The 19,601-nt window shown below is 60.7% G+C and carries 19 protein-coding genes and 4 pseudogenes; 14 read left to right on the plus strand and 9 right to left on the minus strand.

From position 1 onward, the window contains the following. Positions 1 to 591 precede the first annotated feature (591 nt). Together rhtA and AC1DVE_RS27725 are read left to right on the plus strand one after the other, a co-directional pair. A complete protein-coding gene (rhtA, locus tag AC1DVE_RS27720) occupies positions 592 to 1,479 on the plus strand; it encodes a threonine/homoserine exporter RhtA (protein ID WP_477784348.1) in 888 nt (295 codons plus the stop codon). A 169-nt stretch (positions 1,480 to 1,648) separates the two neighbouring features. After that, a complete protein-coding gene (locus tag AC1DVE_RS27725; protein WP_223456820.1) occupies positions 1,649 to 1,930 on the plus strand; it encodes a hypothetical protein in 282 nt (93 codons plus the stop codon). 14 nt (positions 1,931 to 1,944) lie between these two features. On the opposite strand, the gene AC1DVE_RS27730 is transcribed toward AC1DVE_RS27725, so the two are convergent. Beyond that, complete coding sequence (locus tag AC1DVE_RS27730; protein WP_150755959.1) at positions 1,945 to 2,505, minus strand: TetR/AcrR family transcriptional regulator; 561 nt, start codon at positions 2,503 to 2,505, stop codon at positions 1,945 to 1,947. Between the two features lie 93 nt (positions 2,506 to 2,598). Here AC1DVE_RS27730 and AC1DVE_RS27735 point away from each other — a divergent pair, with 93 nt between their 5' ends. Continuing rightward, positions 2,599 to 3,327 (plus strand): SDR family oxidoreductase, encoded by a 729-nt coding sequence (locus AC1DVE_RS27735; protein ID WP_223456821.1) that lies wholly within the window; start codon positions 2,599 to 2,601, stop codon positions 3,325 to 3,327. A gap of 36 nt (positions 3,328 to 3,363) precedes the next feature. Continuing rightward, on the plus strand, positions 3,364 to 3,954 hold the full coding sequence (locus AC1DVE_RS27740; protein ID WP_223456823.1) for a 2-hydroxychromene-2-carboxylate isomerase: 591 nt from the start codon (positions 3,364 to 3,366) through the stop codon (positions 3,952 to 3,954). A 158-nt stretch (positions 3,955 to 4,112) separates the two neighbouring features. Here the strand turns inward: AC1DVE_RS27740 and AC1DVE_RS27745 are convergent, their stop codons facing one another. From AC1DVE_RS27745 to AC1DVE_RS27760, 4 genes are all read right to left on the minus strand, one after another. Beyond that, a complete protein-coding gene (locus AC1DVE_RS27745; RefSeq protein WP_223456826.1) occupies positions 4,113 to 5,921 on the minus strand; it encodes an aminopeptidase P family protein in 1,809 nt (602 codons plus the stop codon). Between the two features lie 65 nt (positions 5,922 to 5,986). Continuing rightward, positions 5,987 to 7,144, minus strand: a complete 1,158-nt coding sequence (locus tag AC1DVE_RS27750) for a cysteine desulfurase family protein (RefSeq protein WP_223456828.1) — start codon at positions 7,142 to 7,144, stop codon at positions 5,987 to 5,989. Positions 7,145 to 7,350: 206 nt separating this feature from the next. Then, the gene (locus tag AC1DVE_RS27755; RefSeq protein ID WP_223543329.1) at positions 7,351 to 7,965 is read right to left on the minus strand and encodes a LysE family translocator; all 615 of its coding nucleotides are present in this window, start codon (positions 7,963 to 7,965) and stop codon (positions 7,351 to 7,353) included. A gap of 101 nt (positions 7,966 to 8,066) precedes the next feature. Further along, entirely contained in the window at positions 8,067 to 8,336 is a 270-nt protein-coding gene (locus tag AC1DVE_RS27760; protein WP_223543330.1) for a hypothetical protein, read from the minus strand. A 290-nt stretch (positions 8,337 to 8,626) separates the two neighbouring features. Between AC1DVE_RS27760 and AC1DVE_RS27765 the strand changes: the two genes are divergently transcribed. From AC1DVE_RS27765 to AC1DVE_RS27805, 9 genes and pseudogenes are all read left to right on the plus strand, one after another. Next, a complete protein-coding gene (locus AC1DVE_RS27765) occupies positions 8,627 to 9,085 on the plus strand; it encodes a VOC family protein (protein ID WP_223456830.1) in 459 nt (152 codons plus the stop codon). Between the two features lie 289 nt (positions 9,086 to 9,374). Continuing rightward, the gene (locus tag AC1DVE_RS27770; protein ID WP_477784349.1) at positions 9,375 to 10,577 is read left to right on the plus strand and encodes a PepSY-associated TM helix domain-containing protein; all 1,203 of its coding nucleotides are present in this window, start codon (positions 9,375 to 9,377) and stop codon (positions 10,575 to 10,577) included. Then, positions 10,574 to 11,116 carry a thiamine pyrophosphate-binding protein gene (locus AC1DVE_RS27775; RefSeq protein WP_477784350.1) on the plus strand — a complete coding sequence of 181 codons (543 nt, stop codon included), beginning with the start codon at positions 10,574 to 10,576 and terminating at the stop codon, positions 11,114 to 11,116. Before AC1DVE_RS27770 ends, AC1DVE_RS27775 begins: the two co-directional genes overlap by 4 nt. Beyond that, the gene (locus tag AC1DVE_RS27780) at positions 11,113 to 11,442 is read left to right on the plus strand and encodes a hypothetical protein (protein WP_223543332.1); all 330 of its coding nucleotides are present in this window, start codon (positions 11,113 to 11,115) and stop codon (positions 11,440 to 11,442) included. Before AC1DVE_RS27775 ends, AC1DVE_RS27780 begins: the two co-directional genes overlap by 4 nt. After that, positions 11,439 to 12,011: a DUF6162 family protein gene (locus AC1DVE_RS27785; protein WP_223536662.1), complete on the plus strand. Its 573-nt coding sequence runs from the start codon at positions 11,439 to 11,441 to the stop codon at positions 12,009 to 12,011. The genes AC1DVE_RS27780 and AC1DVE_RS27785 overlap by 4 nt, the downstream gene beginning before the upstream one ends. Positions 12,012 to 12,046: 35 nt before the next feature. Further along, on the plus strand, positions 12,047 to 12,973 hold the full coding sequence (locus AC1DVE_RS27790; protein ID WP_223536659.1) for a metal ABC transporter substrate-binding protein: 927 nt from the start codon (positions 12,047 to 12,049) through the stop codon (positions 12,971 to 12,973). Continuing rightward, positions 12,970 to 13,731 (plus strand): metal ABC transporter ATP-binding protein, encoded by a 762-nt coding sequence (locus AC1DVE_RS27795; protein ID WP_223536656.1) that lies wholly within the window; start codon positions 12,970 to 12,972, stop codon positions 13,729 to 13,731. Before AC1DVE_RS27790 ends, AC1DVE_RS27795 begins: the two co-directional genes overlap by 4 nt. Then, positions 13,731 to 14,630 (plus strand): annotated as a pseudogene (locus AC1DVE_RS27800) (metal ABC transporter permease). The gene AC1DVE_RS27795 and the pseudogene AC1DVE_RS27800 overlap by 1 nt, the downstream one beginning before the upstream one ends. Further along, entirely contained in the window at positions 14,631 to 15,545 is a 915-nt protein-coding gene (locus tag AC1DVE_RS27805; protein WP_223536653.1) for a metal ABC transporter substrate-binding protein, read from the plus strand. 242 nt (positions 15,546 to 15,787) lie between these two features. Here the strand turns inward: AC1DVE_RS27805 and AC1DVE_RS27810 are convergent. Both AC1DVE_RS27810 and AC1DVE_RS27815 read right to left on the minus strand, forming a co-directional pair. Further along, positions 15,788 to 15,949 (minus strand): annotated as a pseudogene (locus AC1DVE_RS27810) (MbtH family protein); the annotation flags it as partial. 81 nt (positions 15,950 to 16,030) lie between these two features. Next, positions 16,031 to 17,006, minus strand: a pseudogene (locus AC1DVE_RS27815) (aminotransferase class III-fold pyridoxal phosphate-dependent enzyme); the annotation flags it as partial. Here AC1DVE_RS27815 and AC1DVE_RS27820 point away from each other — a divergent pair. Then, positions 16,991 to 17,266, plus strand: a pseudogene (locus AC1DVE_RS27820) (IS481 family transposase); the annotation flags it as partial. The pseudogenes AC1DVE_RS27815 and AC1DVE_RS27820 overlap by 16 nt on opposite strands. Positions 17,267 to 17,377: 111 nt before the next feature. Here AC1DVE_RS27820 and AC1DVE_RS27825 read toward each other — a convergent pair. Beyond that, on the minus strand, positions 17,378 to 18,703 hold the full coding sequence (locus tag AC1DVE_RS27825) for an ATP-binding protein (protein ID WP_223533334.1): 1,326 nt from the start codon (positions 18,701 to 18,703) through the stop codon (positions 17,378 to 17,380). Then, a complete protein-coding gene (locus AC1DVE_RS27830; protein WP_008020398.1) occupies positions 18,700 to 19,380 on the minus strand; it encodes a response regulator in 681 nt (226 codons plus the stop codon). The genes AC1DVE_RS27825 and AC1DVE_RS27830 overlap by 4 nt, the downstream gene beginning before the upstream one ends. Positions 19,381 to 19,601: the final 221 nt, after the last annotated feature.

The following is a 19,601-nucleotide window of genomic DNA, read 5'->3' on the forward strand; positions in this document are numbered from 1 at the left end:
TGGCTCAGCAATCGTTGGTTACATCTTTGATTTCTCGCGGAGTAACTTGTGATGCTGATAATCTGTTGACTAGCAGTCTGACTCCACAAGCACCCACACGAATTGCTTGATTCAGTTGTTAAAGAGCGGTTGGTTAAGATCTTTCGTCTCAACCGAGGCGCGCATTCTACAGCAGCCTCATTTGCTGTCAAGTGATTATTTTCAGAAGTTTTCAAAGTTTCGCTTGGAAATCTTTAACAGCTTCAACCACTTGCGCTTCAGATCTCTCGTCAGCGGGAGGCGAATTCTACAGCGTTACACGCTGCTGTCAACACCTCTTTTTCAACTTCCTTTCGACTTCGATGAACTGAAGCAACCTGCTGCCGAAAACTGCGTAACTCTTTGTTCACCAAGGAGTTTTCCGTTTCGACTGCGCCGGAAGTGGGGCGAATTATAGACACCTGGAATCTGCCGTCAAGCACTGATTTTGGTTTCTATCGATATGTGCAAAAACACTGCTTATATATAGACGCGCCTGCAGGGAATGCGCAGTATATTGCCCAACACAACTAGAAACACCCTTGATTCCTATATTTCGGACGATGCCACGTAATGAATAACCAGCCTCGCAGCCTAGCCTCTACCCTGTTCTCGGTTGGGCTGCTGCTAATAGCCATGGCGTCGATCCAGTCCGGAGCCTCCCTGGCCAAAAGCATGTTCTCCGTTGTTGGCCCTCAGGGGACGACAACGTTACGACTGATTTTTGCCAGTGTGATCATGATGCTGATACTGCGTCCATGGCGGGCAATACTCACCGCAAGGTCCCTGCGCACCGTCATCGTCTACGGGATGGCGCTGGGCGGCATGAACTTCCTCTTCTATATGTCGTTGCAAACCGTCCCGCTGGGCATCGCGGTGGCTCTTGAATTCACCGGCCCACTGGCCGTGGCGATCTATTCCTCGCGTCGCGCGATCGACTTTTTGTGGATCGCCCTGGCTGCCGTCGGCTTACTGTTACTGATACCGACAGGAGAAGCGAGCGCAGGCATCGATCTGGTAGGCACCGGTTATGCCTTGGGTGCCGGGGTCTGCTGGGCACTGTACATTTTGTTCGGCCAAAAAGCCGGAGCCGACAATGGTGTGCAAACCGCCGCGCTGGGGGTAATGATTGCTGCGCTATTCGTAGCCCCCATCGGCATTGTCCATGCCGGTTCCGCTCTGCTGACCCCGTCATTGATCCCAGTAGCCCTCGGCGTCGCCATCTTGTCCACTGCCCTCCCCTACACCCTGGAGATGATCGCGCTGACCCGCATGCCGGCCAGAACCTTCGGCACATTGATGAGTATCGAGCCTGCCTTCGGCGCACTATCTGGCTTGCTGTTCCTTCATGAATACCTCTCGCTGTCACAATGGATGGCAATCATGTGCATCATTCTGGCATCCGTCGGCGCAACCATGACCATGAGCACTGCCGCCAGACCAGTAGTAACGGCAGATTGAGAACGGAGATGACACGGGTCTGGTATTTGCCGCTCAATTAGGCCATGTTTAGCCCCGCAACCCAGAGTCATACCACGGATAATTTCAGGTAGGGATATAGGTACGCATCTAGCGAAAGCGAATGCAGCCAGACCCGGGCACCAGATCCGGGGATGCTATAAGGACAGTAATGAAACGATTTTTGATTTTGATCGCCGTACTTGCAATTGCGGGCTGCGCGGCGACGTCAAACACACAGATCAAGCACGGCAAGAAAGGGCTACACATCAACTGTTCCGGACTGTCTTCGTCCTGGGACAAATGCTACGCCAGCGCTGCCAACTCCTGCGCACCCAAGGGATACAAGGTCATCGCCAAATCGGGAGATGCCGTGGAAGAGCCCGGCGATTATCCGTTTGGCCTCAATCCTGCGGGTTATACCAGCCGCAGCATGATTGTCATCTGCAAATAGGCAGGGCCGTCGTTTCAGGTTCTCGGACTTGCGATCTGACGGCCAATTTCCTCGTAGCTGGACTTCAGCACAGTGCGCTGGATATCCGGACTAGCCAGCATGCGCGCTACGACCAGCGCGCCAATACATTGCGACAGAATCGCCCACGCCAGGCTGTCGCTTTGCAGAACACCCGCCCAACGTTCCTGAAGTCGACAAATCCAGTGCTCTGCCTGTTGACGGACAGTCACGTCGGAACGGGCAATTTCCGCCCCCAATGCCGGCAATGCACAACCGGTCTCCGGATTCTCGACGTGAGACATACTCAGGTACTGTTTCAAGCAGCGCTCAAGCTTGTCACGGTCCTGCCCCTCCCCCAGTCGCGTCAGACTTTGCCCCAACTCACGCTCGACTATGCTTGCGAACAGCTCGTCTTTCGACGAGAAGTGGCTATAGAAGGCGCCGCCACTCAAGCCAATCGCTTTCATCAGGCCGTCCACGCCCACCGTTGAAAATCCGGACTTCTTGGCCGATACCGCACTGCTTTCCAGCAGCCTTTGCCTGGTTTCCAGCTTGTGACTGGCCGAATAACGCATTGCCCTTCCCCTTGAATTGCTCACCTTGACGTCTGTCGAATCATAGCATAACGTTCGTTTAGTTAACGATCGTTTACCAAAAGGGATCTACCCATGAATAACAAGAAGGTCGTACTGGTCGTCGGTGCAGGTGATGCCACGGGTGGCGCCATAGCCAAGCGTTTTGCCCGGGAGGGTTTTGTCGCCTGCGTCACCCGCCGCAGTGCAGACAAGCTCCAGCCACTGGTGGATGCCATCAGGGCCGATGGTGGCGAGGCCCACGGTTTTGCCTGCGACGCTCGCAAGGAAGACGATGTGGTGGCACTGGTCGAGCAGATCGAAAGCGAGATCGGCCCCATCGAGGCGTTCGTGTTCAACATCGGTGCCAACGTGCCGTGCAGCATTCTCGAAGAAACCGCCCGCAAGTATTTCAAGATCTGGGAAATGGCCTGTTTCTCGGGGTTTCTCAACGCCCGGGAAGTGGCCAAACGCATGGCCAAGCGCCAGCGGGGCACGATCCTGTTCACCGGTGCTACCGCCGGCCTGCGCGGTGCCGCCGGCTTTGCCGCATTTGCCGGTGCCAAGCACGGAATTCGTGCACTGGCGCAAAGCATGGCCCGAGAGCTCGGCCCGATGAATATTCACGTTGCCCATGTCGTCGTCGACGGCGCCATCGATACCGATTTCATCCGCGACAGCTTCCCCGAGAAATACGCGACCAAGGATCAGGACGGCATCCTCAACCCCGAACACATTGCCGAGAATTACTGGTACCTGCACAGCCAGCCCCGCGACGCCTGGACTTTCGAACTGGACCTTCGCCCCTGGAGCGAACGCTGGTAAGCCCTCCCCTACAACAATAAGCAGAGCGCACCGACCATGAGCAAAACCGTGGAATTCCTTTTTGACCTGGGCAGCCCCACCACTTACCTGGCGTATACCCAGCTACCGGCAATCTGTGAGCAAACCGACAGCCAGCTGATCTACATCCCGATCCTGCTTGGCGGTGTGTTCAAGGCCACCGGCAACGCCTCCCCGGCGACCATTCCGGCCAAGGGCCGCCACATGATTCTGGACCTCGACCGTTATGCCCGGCGCTATGGCGTGCCACTGAAGTTCAATCCGCATTTCCCGATCAACACCCTGATGCTGATGCGTGCCGTGACCGGCATTCAGTTGCACCACCCCGAGCGTTTTGTCGCCTTCATTGACTGCCTGTTCAAGGCCCTGTGGGTCGATGGCCGCAACCTCAATGACCCGGCAACCGTGGCCGCGGTGCTGAGCGACAACGGTTTCGATCCCAACGAGGTGCTGGCACTGACCGCCGACGAAACAGTCAAGGCAACGCTCAAGGACAACACCGAGAAAGCGGTGCAGCGCGGCGTATTCGGCGTACCCAGCATGTTTGTCGATAACCAGTTGTACTTCGGCCAGGATCGACTGGACTTCGTGCTCGAAGCCTTGAGCTAAGCCCCGACCACCAACCGCCCCGTCGCCGCTCCCGACAAGAGCAGCAGATGGGCGGTTTTTGTGGTTTGCCCCGGCGAATCGTCGCCAATTCGCCAGGGGCAGAGCCTTTGTCGACTAAATAAGCCAAGCGCTGGAGACAGCGCCCGGGCTACAGCCAATCAGATAGCCGCGGTGCGGGTATTGAGCCACTCAAGCGCAGCATCCTCAACCAACGGACTCAGGCGCTCGCGCACTTCGGCGTGGTAGGTGTTGAACCACTGTTTTTCCTCGTCCGACAGCAGCGAGGTTTCCAGGCAGCGCGTATCGATCGGGCACAGGGTCAGCGTTTCGAACTTCAGGAACTCGCCGAATTCGCTTTTGCCTGCCTCACGGTTCATCGCCAGGTTTTCGATCCGCACACCCCAACGGCCCGGACGATAGGTGCCCGGCTCAATGGACGTGATCATGCCGGGTTGCATCGCGGTTTGCGGTGCAGGTGCGGCCTGATAAGCGATGACTTGCGGACCTTCGTGGACGTTCAAGAAGTAGCCGACGCCATGACCGGTGCCGTGACCGTAGTCGACACTTTCCGCCCAGATGGGCGCACGGGCGATGGCATCGAGCAGCGGCGACAGGATGCCTTTCGGGAACTGCGCGCGGGACAAGGCAATCACGCCCTTGAGCACGCGGGTGCAATCGCGTTTTTGCTCATCGGTCGGTGTGCCCACCGCAACCATCCGCGTGATGTCGGTGGTGCCGCCCAGGTACTGGCCACCGGAGTCGATCAGCAGCAGGCCGTCCCCTTCGATCACTGCGTGTTCTTCTTCGGTGGCATGGTAGTGCGGCATCGCGCCATTGGCGTTGAATGCGGCGATGGTGTTGAAACTCAGCGACACATAATCCGGACGGCGCTCACGGGCGGCGGTGAGTTTTTCGTCGATGGTCAGTTCGGTGATGCGCTCGCGCCCCAGTGCCGAGTCCAGCCAGGCGAAGAATTCGCACAGTGCTGCGCCGTCCTGCTCCATGGCCTGACGGATGTGTTCGGCATCGGCCAGGCTTTTTTGCGATTTGGCCAGGGTCGTCGGGTTTAGGCCTTCGATCAGCTTCACCCCGCTGTTGAGGTTGTCCAGCAATCCCGCCGTGACCCGCGTCGGGTCGACTTGCAGGCTCGCGCCGCTCGGTACGGCGCGCAGAGCGGCGGCGACCTCGCTGTAATCGCGCAAGGTCACGCCGTCCTGTTCGAGGATGGCGCGCAACTCGGCGCTGACTTTGCTCAAGGCGACAAACAGCGTGGCCGTTTGCTGATTGATCAAGGCGAAAGAAACAAACACCGGGTTGAACGACACGTCGCCGCCACGCAGGTTGAACAGCCAGGCGATGTCATCCAGGGTGGCGATGAAATGCCAGTCGGCACCCCGCGTCTGAAGGGTTTCACGCAGTTTGGCGAGTTTTTCGCCACGGCTGACGGTCGCCTGTGGAGGCAGGTGCTGATAGATCGGTTCGTTCGGCAGGCCTGGGCGGGCGCTCCAGACGCCGCTCAACAGATCGATGTCGGTGCGCAGGTGAGCGCCGCGCTCTTCAAGCTTGGTGCTCAGGGTCCGTGCCGAAGCCACGGCCATGACCGCGCCGTCGACCGCGACAACGCCACCCTCGGGGGTTTGCTCGGCCAGCCATTCCAGTGGCCCGGGTTGACCCGGTTGCAGCTTGACCAGGTCAATGCCGCTGCCCTTGAGTTCCTTGGTCGCCTGCTCCCAATAACGGCTGTCGGCCCAGACGCCGGCAAAGTCCGGGGTCACGATCAGGGTGCCGACCGAACCATGGAAGCCCGACAACCACTGGCGCCCTTGCCAGTAACCCGGCAGGTATTCGGACAGGTGCGGGTCGGCCGACGGCACCAGCAAGGCGTGAATGCCCTCCCGGCTCATCAGTTCGCGGGTTTGCGCCAGGCGCTGGGGCACCGATCCATTGATCGAAAGCTGCGTATTCATCGTGTCTCCTGCTAATCACTTGTTCATTATTGTTGAGTGCCGATCAACGTCGGCGCTTCGTCGCCCTATTGCCAGAATGCCGGAGCACTGGCGCAGGCTGCCTTGATCAGTTGAACCGCCTGGTCGATGTCCTGCTCGGTGGTGAAACGCCCGAGGCTCAAGCGGATGGTACGACCGGCCGAGCGGGCATCGTGCCCCAGGGCCAGCAGTACGTGGGATGGGGTATTGCTCGCGGAACTGCAGGCCGAAGTCGCGGAAAACGCGATCGAGGCCAGCAACGCCGCCGGGTTGAACTCGCCTTCGTCGAAGGTCAGGCTCAGGGTATGGGGAATGCGCCGGGTCGGGCTGCCGTTGAGACGCACACCGGGAACGCTCTGCAATTGCTCGAGCAAGCGGTCACGCAAACGCACGATGGTGGCTTTCTCTTCATCGAACACAGCCGCCGCCAGTGCAAAGGCCGCGCCCATGGCCACGATCTGATGGGTCGCCAGTGTGCCGGAACGCAAACCGCCCTCATGCCCGCCGCCATGGATCTGCGCCTGCAATCGTTGTTGTGCACGCGGACCGACGTACAACGCGCCGATACCTTTGGGGCCATAGAGCTTGTGTGCGGAAAACGACATCAGGTCCACCGGCCACTGCCCGAGATCGATCGCTACTTTGCCCGCGCCCTGTGCGGCGTCGACATGGAACAACGCCCCGCGATCACGCACGACCTGACCGATGGCGGGAATGTCGTTAAGGGTGCCCAGTTCGTTGTTGACCAGCATCAGCGACACCAGGAAGGTGTCCTCGCGCATGGCTTCGCTGACTGCTTGCGCGGTGATCAGGCCCTCGGCGTCCGGCACCAGATAGGTCACCGCGACACCGGCCTCCTGCAGTTGCCTGGCGGTATCGAGAATGGCCTTGTGTTCGATCTGGCTGGTGATGATATGGCCGCCGCCAGTGCCGCGGGCCTGGGTCACGCCTTTGAGCGCGAGGTTGTTGGATTCGGTGGCGCCGGAGGTCCAGACGATCTGCCCGGGCGTCGCGCCGACCAGTTCGGCGACCTGGCATCGCGCCTGTTCGACCGATTGCCGGGCCTGCTGGCCGAAGACGTGGGAGCTGGAGGCCGGGTTGCCGAAATTGCCGGTAAAGCCCAGACACTCGACCATCACCTTGATGACCCGCTCATCCACCGGCGTGGTGGCGGCGTAATCGAAATACAACGGACGTTTATTCATAAAAGACTCGCAGAGCGTGTTCCGGGATCAGGAAGCTCGTGACTGCAAACGGCAAAACGCAGCCTTGTGAGCTGCGCGCTGTTTTCAGAACGCTACCAATACCTGATCGGATGCCGTTAAAGAAGAACTACTTCATTTAAAAGTGCGTAGGAACGCTCCTGAAAAGTCAGCTTAACAGGCATCGGGCAAGCGGTTGAAGCAATGCGTCAGCTAAAGCTTTCGAGCAACAGCGGATACAGCGAACCCACGAGCAGCGCGGCCATGCCCCAATTGAACAGGCGCAGCCAGCGGCGATCCTTCAGAACATTGCGCAACAGCGTGCCGCAAGCGGCCCAGACACCGACACTCGGCAGGTTGATGATCGCAAAGACGGCCGCGATCACGATCACATTGGTGAAGTAACCCTGCATCGGTGTGTAGGTGCTGATAGCGCCAATGGCCATGATCCAGGCCTTGGGATTGACCCACTGGAACGCGGCGGCGCCCAGATAGCTGATCGGTTTCGCCTCGCCCTGCCGACTCTCCGACATGGGCCCGGAATGGGCGATTTTCCACGCCAGATACAGCAAATACGCCGCCCCCGCATAACGCAGCACGGTGTAGAGCAAAGGGTAAGTCTGGAACACCGCGCCAAGGCCAAAACCGACCGCCACCACCAGTACAAAGAAGCCACAGGTGATACCGAGCATGTGCGGAATAGTGCGGTTGAAGCCGAAGTTCACCCCGGATGCCAGCAACATGGTGTTGTTCGGGCCGGGCGTGATCGAAGTGACGAGGGCAAACAGGGCGAAGCCCAGCAGCAGGTCGAGAGAGAGCGTCATGGGTGGTAGTCCGTCAGGGTCGGTCAGGTGTTGACCCTATCGCACACCCTGGATGAAACCCATGGACAGTTACGCGAAACTTGGAGCAGTACAGTTTCGCTTCAGCTTGAACGACCGTGAAGCTGTACAGATCGCCCGGCGTTCATTTCACCCTGGTTGTCGAAGTTGAACGACTTTTGCGGCTGTCCGAGCAGCTCGGCTTTTTTCGCGTGGTATTCGTCGAAGGACAGACCGCGGCGGTTCAACGCCTCCAGTGCCAGTTCCTTGCTTTCTTCAGCCGTGTAAGGCCGAAGCTCAGGGGAAACATGGCTGGCACATCCGGCGAGTACGGCGACGGCGAGCATCAGCAAAGTGGCAATCATCGGTTTCATTTCTGGCGTCCTGGCGACTGGGTTCGAGGCAATGAACACAGGCTACTCGCGCCTCCCGGACAGCAGAAATCAACGCTTTCAATAGTGGCTATCAAGAAATGGCGATCATTGTCGATGTGCTGGGAGAACGCGGCCCGGGAGCGCACTGGTTGGAGCCGGCTTGATGGCACTTAAATGGCGCTGCTGCTCGTCGGGCACTCGGTGAGGCGAAAGAGGCTGGCCTATATTTATTCGGTCGTACAACGGCACAGGTACTTTCCATTCACAAAACAACAACAGGGAGATCCATCATGAGCGTCAAACCCATTCCAGAGGGGTATCACAGCGTCACCCCCTATCTGGGCATCAACAAAGCCGCCGAAGCCATCGCCTTCTACAAAAAAGCCTTTGGCGCCATTGAAATCATGCGCCTGGACATGCCCGGTGGCAGTGTCGGCCACGCTGAACTGCGCATCGGCGATTGCCCGATCATGCTGGGCACACCGTGCGATCAAGGGCCGCTGAGCAATCCGGACAATTCGCCGTCCGTGGGTCTGCATTTGTATGTGACGGATGTCGACAAGTCCTACAAACAGGCGATCGATGCCGGCGCAACCGTTGTATCGGAGGTCAAGGACCAGTTTTATGGCGACCGTTCCGGGACCTTGAAGGATCCCTACGGGCACCTGTGGTTCCTGGCCACTCACAAGGAAGATCTGACTCAGGAACAGATTGAGCAACGGGCCAAGGAGATGTTTGCCCAAGGTTGAAATCCCGGGTGCTGGAGCGGGCCTCTTCGCGAGCAGGCTCGCTCCCACAGGGGCCCCGCCTTCAACAGCACCGCCGACTTGCTAATCACTTGCGCAAGCATGCCCGCCCCTGACCTGTCGGCAATGAGAAACATTTTCTTTCATTTCCCCTTTCGGTATTTCCCCTGCTCATCCGTCCTACATAGATGCAGTCCTTTCGCGTAGGCAAAAGCCACGATCGGACCTTCAGGGCGCTCATCCCTGCGAAGCCCGCAGCCGAGCTGCCTCTCATCGAGCCAAGACCTCCAACATGTCAAAGAAGTCCCGTTCAAAAATCTGGTTCCTGGTCCATAGCTGGCTGGCGTTGCCGATCTGGTTTTTCGTGCTGATCGTCTGTGTGACCGGAACCCTGGCCGTCATCAGCCAGGAAATCGTCTGGCTGGCCAACCCGTCAATGCGCGCCAGCCAGCCCTCGGACGATGCTCCGCTGCTCAGCTATCAACAGGTCATCGAAGCCATCAATAGGGCCGAACCGCAGACCGTGGTGCAGAGCATCAGTCGCCCCGACGAGTCGCACTTCGCCCTGGATGTCGAAGTCAGCTACCCCGACGGGCGCTCGGTGGTGATTTATGTCAATCCGTACAGCGGCGTGATCCAGGGCGTCGCGCCGGAATTCAACTTCCGCGCCTTCACCCGCGCACTGCACGCTTGGTGGCTGGTGCCGTTCACCAATGGTTACAGCTGGGGCTGGTACCTGGTGTCGTTTCTCGGTTTGCCATTGCTGGCGTCGCTGATCACCGGGCTGGTGGTCTACAAACGCTTCTGGAAAGGCTTCTTCCGCCCGACCCTGCGCTTTCGCCACGGTGCGCGGATTTTCTGGGGCGACTTTCACCGCTTGAGCGGCATCTGGTCGATCTGGTTCATCGCGGTGATTTCCGTCACCGGCACCTGGTTCCTGATCCAGGCATTGCTGTCCGATAACCAGATTTCCATTTCCACGGAAAAGATCATCCCGGCGATGTCCCGCGAAGCGGTGCCGCTGTCAGCCGATGGCTCGCCCCCGCCGCGTATCGACCTTGATCGCGCGATTGAAATCGCCACCCAGGAAATCTCCGGGCTGGAGGCCAGTTTCGTCAGCCTGCCGGGCAATGCCTACAGCCACCTGGATGTCGGCGGACGCGGTTGGTATCCGTTGATGTTCCAGACCGCCACGATCAACCCGTACAACGGCGAAATCGCCGCCTCGCGCCTGATCTCGGACCGTTCGGCCCTGGAGTTCGTCACCGAGTCCATGCGCCCGCTGCACACCGGCGATTTCGGCGGACTGTGGATCAAGCTGATCTGGGCATTCTTCGGCCTGCTGTTAAGCATGATGTTGCTCAGCGGTCTGCTGATCTGGACCAAGCGCACGGCGCTGGCCACGGCCAATGCCTTCAAACGCAGCAACAAGAAACAGCGCGACACCGCGGCGCAACCGGCCACGAGCAACGAAGTGTCGGAGGCCAGTCTGTGAGCAAAGACATTGCAGCCCCGCAACCCTCGCGCCTGAGTGTGTTCTGGCACAAATGGCGCTTTCACCTGAACGTCCTGTTGCTGCTGATTCCACTCGGTTTCATGCCCAAGTACTTCGCCGACGAGGCATTGATGCGCGGCGACAGTGGCCTTGGCGAACGGGAAGTCGGCGAAGTCCGGGTCGGCCCCTGGAGCCTGCGCCTGGCGGAATTGCGCAATTCAGCGCCGATGCTCGAAGGCCCCGCCGGCTACATGAAGGGTTTTAACACAGCGCTGTGCGAGGCCTGTATCGGCCAGGTCAAGGCCACTTACCTGCGCATCGGCAAGCCCCGCAGCCTGCGCGCCGCCGGGGTGATTTTCTTCGGCGCCCCGTACCGCATGGGCGCTTCGCTGCCAGTCCCGGAAAAGACCACGGCCGACGCCGAACTGTGGATCACCATGGAAGGCTGGGACGGCGCCATGCATCAGGCATCCATTCCGTTGAGCCAGGCCTCCCCCGCCACCATCGCCTGGTTGAACAAACAAGGAGGCAAACCATGATCAACCCTCTTCGCTCGCTCAACGCCACGTTACTGCTGCTCTGCGCCGGCTTCAGCGCCAGCGCCCTGGCCCACAACCCGATGTGCGAATGCAAGGCCATCGACGCGGAGCAGATCAAGTGCACCGGCGGTTTTTCCGACGGCAGCGGCGCTCCGGGCGTGACCCTCGATGTGATCGGCTACGACGAAACCATCCTGGTGCCGGGAAAGCTCGGGCCTGATTCGACCCTGACCTTCAAGAAGCCCGGCGCCGAGTTCTATGTACTGTTCGACGCAGGTCCCGGTCACGTCGTGGAAATCGACCAAGCGGACATCGAGGCACCATGAGCACTCCAACGACCCAAGTCGTGCGCCCGGTCGGGGCCGGTCACGAAACCCTCTACATTCTGCTGCTGTGCCTGATGATCTTGGCGGTGGCCGGCTCGGTGGTGCTCTGGCGCGGTGAATCCCATGAGGTGAGCAGCGTCAGCAGCCATCAACTGGATGCGCGCCGTGACCTCAGTGCATCCGAGCAAGGTATTTACGCCGATTTGCGGGTGACGCTGGACGAGATTCATTTGCTGCGCCAGGAACAGCAAGCGCTGCCGACTCCCGAGGCGCTAGCTGAGGAAGGTTTTGCCCCGTTTGCCCGGGACGCAAGCTCCGTCAGCCGGGGCGGCCATGCCTGGCAATTGCTCGACGCCAAGGCCTATTTCGGCCAGAGCCAGACGCCGACGGTTGCCGGTTCGTTCCTGATGCGTCTGGCCGCAGCCAATGATGCACCGGACATCTGGCTCAACCGCGCCAGCAAGCTCACGGCCCCTGCCGACCTCAGCGACGCCGCGCTCGAAAGCGCCGGCTGGCAGCAGGTCGTCGCGCAATTCGATGCCGGCGTGACCCGCCAGCACCGGCACTGAACCCTCGCCTTTTTCCGAGAGAAGACCGCTTTCCCATGCCCAATTCATCTCAACGTTGTTTTTTGCGCCTGCTGCTGGTCGGCTTGCTCGCCTGCCTGTTGCCATCACTGGCCAGCGCCGACGAAGCCAAGCGCCTGCTCATCGGCATCACCCTGCATCCTTACTACAGCTACGTGGCGAACATCGTCGGCGACAAGGCCGAGGTGGTGCCGCTGATTCCGGCCGGTTTCAACCCGCATGCCTACGAGCCCCGCGCCGAAGACATCAAGCGCATCAGCGGGCTGGACGTGATCGTGCTCAATGGCGTCGGCCATGACGATTTCGCCGACCGCATGATCGCCGCCAGCGAAACCCCGAACGTGCCGGTGATCGAAGCCAACGAAAACGTGCCGCTGCTGGCCGCCACCGGCGTGGCAGCACGCGGTGCCGGTAAAGTGGTGAACCCGCACACCTTCCTGTCGATCAGCGCCTCGATTGCCCAGGTCAACAACATCGCCCGGGAGCTGGGCAAGCTCGACCCGGCCAATGCCAAGACCTATACCGAGAACGCCCGCGCCTACGGCAAGCGCCTGCGCAAGATGCGCGCCGATGCCCTGGCCAAACTGACCCAGGCACCGAACGCCGAACTGCGGGTGGCAACCGTGCACGCGGCCTACGTCTACCTGCTGCGTGAGTTCGGACTGGAAGTGACGGCCGTGGTCGAACCGGCCCATGGCATCGAACCGAGCCCGAGTCAGCTGAAAAAAACCATCGATCAACTGCGTGAGCTGGACGTGAAGGTGATCTTCTCGGAGATGGATTTTCCTTCCACTTACGTCGATACCATCCAGCGCGAGTCCGGGGTGAAGCTGTATCCGCTGTCGCACATTTCCTACGGCGAGTACACCGCCGACAAGTACGAAAAGGAAATGACCGGCAACCTCGACACCGTGGTGCGGGCGATTCAGGAGTCGGGGGCATGACATCGAAAGAAACGCTCATCGCCCCAAACGCCGAATACCCTGTGGGAGCGGGGCCGACATTGGATTTTTCCGACATCAGGCTGACCCTCGGGCGCACGACGATCCTCGACAACGTCACCTTCCAGGTTCAGTCCGGCAGCGTGCACGCACTGGTCGGCCCCAACGGTGGCGGCAAGAGTTCACTGATCAAGACCCTGCTCGGGCAGATGCCGCACCAGGGTCTCTTGAGCCTGCAATGGCCCGCCGGGCCGGGGACCATCGGCTATGTGCCACAGGCGCTGGAGTTCGACCGGGGCTTGCCGATGACCGTCGACGATTTCATGGCCGCCATGTGCCAGCGGCGCCCGGCCTTTCTCGGTTTGAGCAAACACTACGCGGCGGCGATCGGCGAGGCGCTGGAGCGGGTCGGCATGCAGGACAAACGCAAGCGCCGCATGGGCGCGCTGTCCGGCGGCGAACGGCAACGGGTGCTGCTGGCCCAGGGGCTGATTCCGCCTCCGCAATTGCTGGTGCTCGACGAACCGATGTCGGCCCTCGATGAAGCCGGGATTCAGGTGTTCGAATGCTTGCTCGGCGACTGGCGAGCGGCGGGCATCACCGTGCTGTGGATCGAGCACGACCTGGAAGCTGTCGGGCGCCTGGCCGATCACGTCACCGGGCTCAATCGCCGGGTGCTGTTCGACGCCACGCCGCAACAGGCGCTGACACCGGAGCGTCTGTTGACCCTGTTCTCGACCCACCCACGGAGCCTTGCCTGATGAGTTACGAAGCTTTTCGCCTGATGGTCCAGGACTGGGCCTCGTCGGGTTATCTGCCCGAGGCGCTGGCCTATGGGTTCGTGGTCAACGCATTGATCGCCGGACTGCTGATCGGCCCGGTGCTGGGAGGCCTGGGCACGCTGGTGGTGGTCAAGCGCTTCGCGTTTTTCTCCGAGGCGGTCGGTCATGCAGCGCTGACCGGCGTGGCCATCGGCATTCTGCTCGGCGAACCCTACACCGGGCCTTACGGCAGCCTGTTCGGCTACTGCCTGCTGTTCGGCATCCTGCTCAACTACCTGCGCAACCGCACCGGCCTGGCGCCGGACACCTTGATCGGTGTGTTTCTCTCGGTGTCGCTCGCCCTGGGCGCGAGCCTGCTGCTGATTCTGGCGGGCAAGATCAACGTGCATATTCTGGAAAACGTGCTGTTCGGCTCGGTGCTGACGGTCAACGGCAATGACCTGCTGGTGCTGGCCATCGTCGGTTCGCTGGTCATGGCCCTGGCCTTGCCTTTGTACAACCGCATCATGCTCGCCAGTTTCAACCCGTAACTGGCGGCGGTACGCGGGGTGGCGGTGAAAACCCTGGATTACCTGTTCGTGATTCTGGTGACGCTGATCACCGTCGCCGCCGTGAAGGTCATCGGCGCGATTCTGGTCGGCGCCCTGCTGGTGATTCCGGCCGCCGCGGCACGCCTGCTCAGCCAATCGCTGAAGGGCTTTTTCTGGTGTTCGGTACTGATCGCCACGGTCAGCACCCTGTGCGGGATTCTCGCGCCGATCGTCTTCGACCTGCCGATCCCGTCCGGCGCCGCGATCATCCTCGTGGCCGGTATCGCCTTCGCCCTGGCCGCCCTCGCGCGCGGTGTCGTCCCCAGCCTGAAAGGGAACCTTGGATAAATGATTTTTTCACTGCGCCAACTGACCCTCGCCGTCGCCCTGTGTGGACTGGCGACAACGGCCATTGCCGCCGACAACGGCAAACCGCTGCGTGTGCTGGCCACCTTGCCGATTACTTATGGTCTCGGTGAAGTCTTGCTCAAGGGTACCGATGTCAGCCTCGAACGTGCGGCCCCGGCCAATTTGCCCGGCAGCCGCCAGACCGCCTACTTCACCGGCCGTGGTGCCCCGGCGCTGGCCAAACTGGCGGACGGTGCCGATGCGGTGATCGACCTGCGCTCACTGTGGCCGGATGACCCGCTTTACCCGATCTCCCGGCGCAGCAACATCCGCATCGTCGAAGTCGACGCCGCCCGCCCGTTGGACGGCGCCCTGCCCGGCATAGCCGTACAGCCCGACAACAAGGTCGACGGGCTGAACAGTCAGCCGTGGTTCTCCAGCAATAACATGGGGCGCATGGCCGATGTAATGGCGGCGGACCTGGTGCGCCTGGCCCCCGAGGCCAAGCCGAAAATCGACGCTAACCTGGCAGCACTCAAGCAGCGTTTGCTCAAGCTCAGTGCCACCAGCGAAGCGCGGCTGGCCAATGCGGACAAACTCAGTGTGATGAGCCTCAGCGATCACTTTGGTTACCTGATCGGCAGTCTCAATCTGGAATTGATTGGCCAGGACGCACGCGCCGATGCCGATGCCGATGCCGAGTGGACTCCGGAGGCGCTCACGCAATTGGCCACGAAGCTCAAGGACAATGACGTGGCGGTGGTGCTGCATCACCGGCAACCGTCGGATGCGCTGAAAGCGGTGATTGCCGGGTCGGGTAGCCGGTTGGTGGTGTTGAGCACCGATGCCGAGGATCCGGTGGCGGAGCTGGAAGGGAATGTGGATCTGGTCATCAAGGGGCTTAGTGGCGTGTAACCTCAGTTGGACTGCGTTATCGTTCTTCGCGAGCAAGCCCGCTCCCACATTGGAAATGCGGTCCCCTGTGGAAGCGGGCTTGCTCGCGAAGGCGGCCTTACAGACAACACAAACTCCAGACCTGAAAAAGCCCGCCGACTGTCACCAGTCCAGCGGGCTTCTTTTGGCGTGACGGATCAGTGCGCCACAGCCGTCTGCTCATCCATCTTCAGCCGCAGGCTCAACGGACGCATGTCGGTCTAGGTCTCTTCAATATAAGCCAGGCATTCCTCTTTCAGCCCGCTTTTACCCACGGTGCGCCAGCCTTGTGGCACGGCTTTGTAGTCGGGCCAGATCGAGTACTGCTCTTCGTGGTTGACCACGACCTGAAAGAGGATGTCCTCGCGGTCGAATACTGACGTCATGGTGTCTCTCCATCGTTTTCGGGCGGGCTGCGCTGTGTGCGCAGCCGTTATGTAGAAAGAACGTTCCGCAGGGCGGAAAATTTAAGGATTGGCAGTGGCGGCGGCCAGGGCCCGGCCGAAGATTTCGGCCACGCGATCGATCTGCGCAGCAGTAATCACCAACGGCGGCAGGAAGCGCACCACTGCGCCATGACGACCACCGAGTTCCAGGATCAAGCCACGCTTGAGGCATTCACGCTGCAGCAGGGGTGCCAGGCGGGCGAAGGCCGGCGGATGGCCTTGGGCATCCAGTGCGCCGGTCGGGTCGACCAGTTCGATGCCGAGCATCAAGCCACGCCCGCGAATGTCACCCAGTTGCGGGAAGTCCCGCTGCAGGATGCGCAGGTGCTCGGCCAGACGCTCGCCCATCGCGGCGGCATGCTCGCAGACCTTGTGCTCCACCAGATAACGCATCACCGCGGAACCGGCGGCCATGGCCATCTGATTGCCACGGAACGTCCCGGCATGGGCGCCCGGCAGCCAGGTGTCGAGCCAGTCGCGATAGACCACGACCGCCAGCGGCAGACTGCCGCCGATGGCCTTGGACATCACCACGACATCGGGAATGATCCCGGCATGCTCGAAGGCGAACATCTTGCCGGTGCGGGCGAAGCCACTCTGGATTTCATCGACGATCAGCGCGACGCCAGCCTGTTCGGTGATCCGCCGCACACCGCGCAACCAGTCCAGATCCGCCGGGATCACCCCGCCCTCGCCCTGCACCACTTCGACGATCACCGCCGCCGGCAATTGCACCCCCGCCTCAGGGTCGCTGAGCAGATTTTCCAGGTAACTCAGGTTGGCTTTGACCCCTTGCGCGCCGCCAAGCCCGAACGGGCAGCGGTAATCGTAAGGGTACGGCATGAACTGCACGCCGCTGCCGAGCAAGGCACCCAGGGGCTTTTTCGGCCCCAGGCTGCCCATCAAGGCTCAACGCGCCCTGACTCATGCCGTGGTACCCCCTCTGGAACGACAGTACGGTGCTGCGACCAGTGGCGGTGCGCACCAGTTTATGTGCCATCCAGCCGCCTCTACGACGGGCATGTGCCGGAGGTGAATTATCCTGCACAGATGCTGGTCAGGAAGGTCCGGCAAAACGGTTCAATTAAGTGGAAAGGCGGGATGGTATTTGTGAGTGAATCGCTGGGGCTTCAGGAGGTGGAAGATGAGGTCTGGGAAGTGTTTTTGTGCAATTACCTTTTAGGTCGTTTGAAAAGCGGTGAAAACCGCCTTTCAAACCCGCAAAAACGTAAAGGATGTCCCCGGTTTCGTTTGTAAAGGATGTCCCCGTTTCTACACCGCGAAGGCGGTGTAACAGTCAACAATGATGTTGAATGTGACGGCCTCTTCGCGGGCAAGCCCGCTCCTACAAGGGATCTGTGGTGTTTTTCAGACTGGTTGCAGCGGCATCGTCAGTTCGACCCGCAAGCCGTCCGGCCGGCTATCGAAATGCAGCGTGCAACCGCAACGCTGTACGATGGCCTGGACAATCGCCAGCCCCAGACCACAACCGGTGCTCTGGCCGTTGCGCCAGAAGCGCTGGGTCAGGTGTTGCAGGTCTTCTTCGGCAATCCCCGGCCCATGGTCGCGCACCACGAACTGCACACGATTGCCGGTGGTTTCCAGGCTCAACTCCACCGTTTTGTCGGCAGGGGTATGGCGCAGTGCGTTGTCGAGCAAGTTGCGCAGCGCGGCAATCGACAGCACGGCGGGCATTTGTACCGGTGCGACGGAAACCTTGCCCGGCGCCTGAAACCTGATGCGCTGGCGATCACCGCTCGCCGCGTCCTGGATCGCCAGTTTCGCCACTTGCTCGGCGTTGCATTGCACACCGTCGTCGAACGACAGACTGCCCTCGACGCGCGCCAGCAACAGCAATTGTTCGAGGGTCCGGTGCATGCGGTCCGCCCCCTCTTCGGCCCGGGCCAGGGACTGATCCCGGGCGCTACCTTCAGTCATCCGTGCCACTTGCAGGTGGGTCTTGATTGCGGTCAGCGGGCTGCGCAGTTCGTGGGCCGCGTCACCGGTCAGGCGACGTTCGCGCTCGATGGTCTTGCCGATGCGCTGGAGCAACTGGTTCTGGGTTTCCAGCAAGGGTTGCAGCTCGCTGGGCAGCGGCTGGATCTGCAAGGGCTCGAGGGAATCGGCGCTGCGGCGCATCAAGGCGTCGCGCATGCGGTTGAGCGGCGCCAGCCCCTGGCCGATACCCAGCCAGAGCAAACACAGGCAACCGAGCAGCGCCACGCCCACCGGCACCGAAGCGGCCAGCAGGATCGACATGTTCAACGCCTCGCGCTCGATCTGCCGGTCGGCGGTGGTGATGCGCAGATCGCCCCGGGCCAATGTGAAACTGCGCCATGGCGCGCCGTCGATCATCTGATCGTGAAACCCGAGTTTCTCGGCCTCCAGGGTCTGCTGCGGTTCGGTGTGACTGCGGGCGAGGATTTCTCCGCGCAACGAGCTGACCTGGCACGCCATGCCACCCGGAATGTTCAGCTGTTCGGCGCTGAAATGAGTGCCCTCGCCCTTGCTCGGCACGGGCGGCAGTTGCTCCATCAGGCCGGCGACCATGCGTGCCGACGCCACCAGGCGCTGGTCGAGGGAAAACATCATTTGATTGCGCAGATCACTGAGCATCCAGGCCGCGGCCAGGGCCCAGATCAAGGCAAATGCGGCACCGAGCGTCAGGCTCAGGCGCAAACGCAGACTCATCACTTCGATTCTTCTCCGCCATCAGCCGGCCCCAGGCGATAGCCCAGGCCACGCACCGTCTCGACAATGCCGTTGCCGAGCTTGCGCCGCAGGTGATGGATATGGACGTTTAGGGCATTGCTTTCCAGCTCGTCGTTGAAACCGTAGACGCTGTCCTTGAGTTGCTCGGTGGACAACACGCGGCCACGGTTATGCAGCAAGGCTTGCAGCAATGACTGCTCGCGACGCGACAGGTCCACCGGCTGCCCCGCGAGCGTGGTTTCGCGGCTGCTCGGGTCGTAGGTCAGGGCACCATGCTCGATCAGGTTGACGCTGCGCCCCGCCACCCGCCGCAACAGCGTGTGCAGGCGCGCAGCGAGTTCGCGCAGGTCGAATGGTTTGAGCAGGTAATCATCGGCACCGGCTTGCAGGCCATCGACACGGTCAGTGACCGAGTCCCGGGCGGTGAGGATCAAGACCGGCAACTCCAGGCCTTGATGGCGCAACTGCTGCAGCAGCTTGAGGCCATCCTCGTCCGGCAATCCGAGGTCGAGCACCATGACGTCAAACTCCGCCACCTTGAGCATCGCCCGCGCGGCGGACGCCGTGGCAACGTGTTCCACGGTCAGGCCTTGGGCGGTCAGGCCGGCGACAATGCCGCTGGCGATCAGCTCGTCGTCTTCACAAACCAGTACGTGCATGGTGAAACCTTCGCAAATATGGCGATTGAATACACCGCCGATTAACCCCGGATTATGCCTGAGAACCAGAGGGTAACGATGGCGCGCCAGGATTGATTGAATGCAATACATATGTACCGCATCCATACCCACCTATCTCAATAGTCTGTGTCGGGTAGCACTCACATTCAATTCATCACAGGTACCCACTATGTATACCCACGAACCCGCGCTCAAGTCAC

This window comes from Pseudomonas sp. P4_B4 (assembly GCF_056402255.1).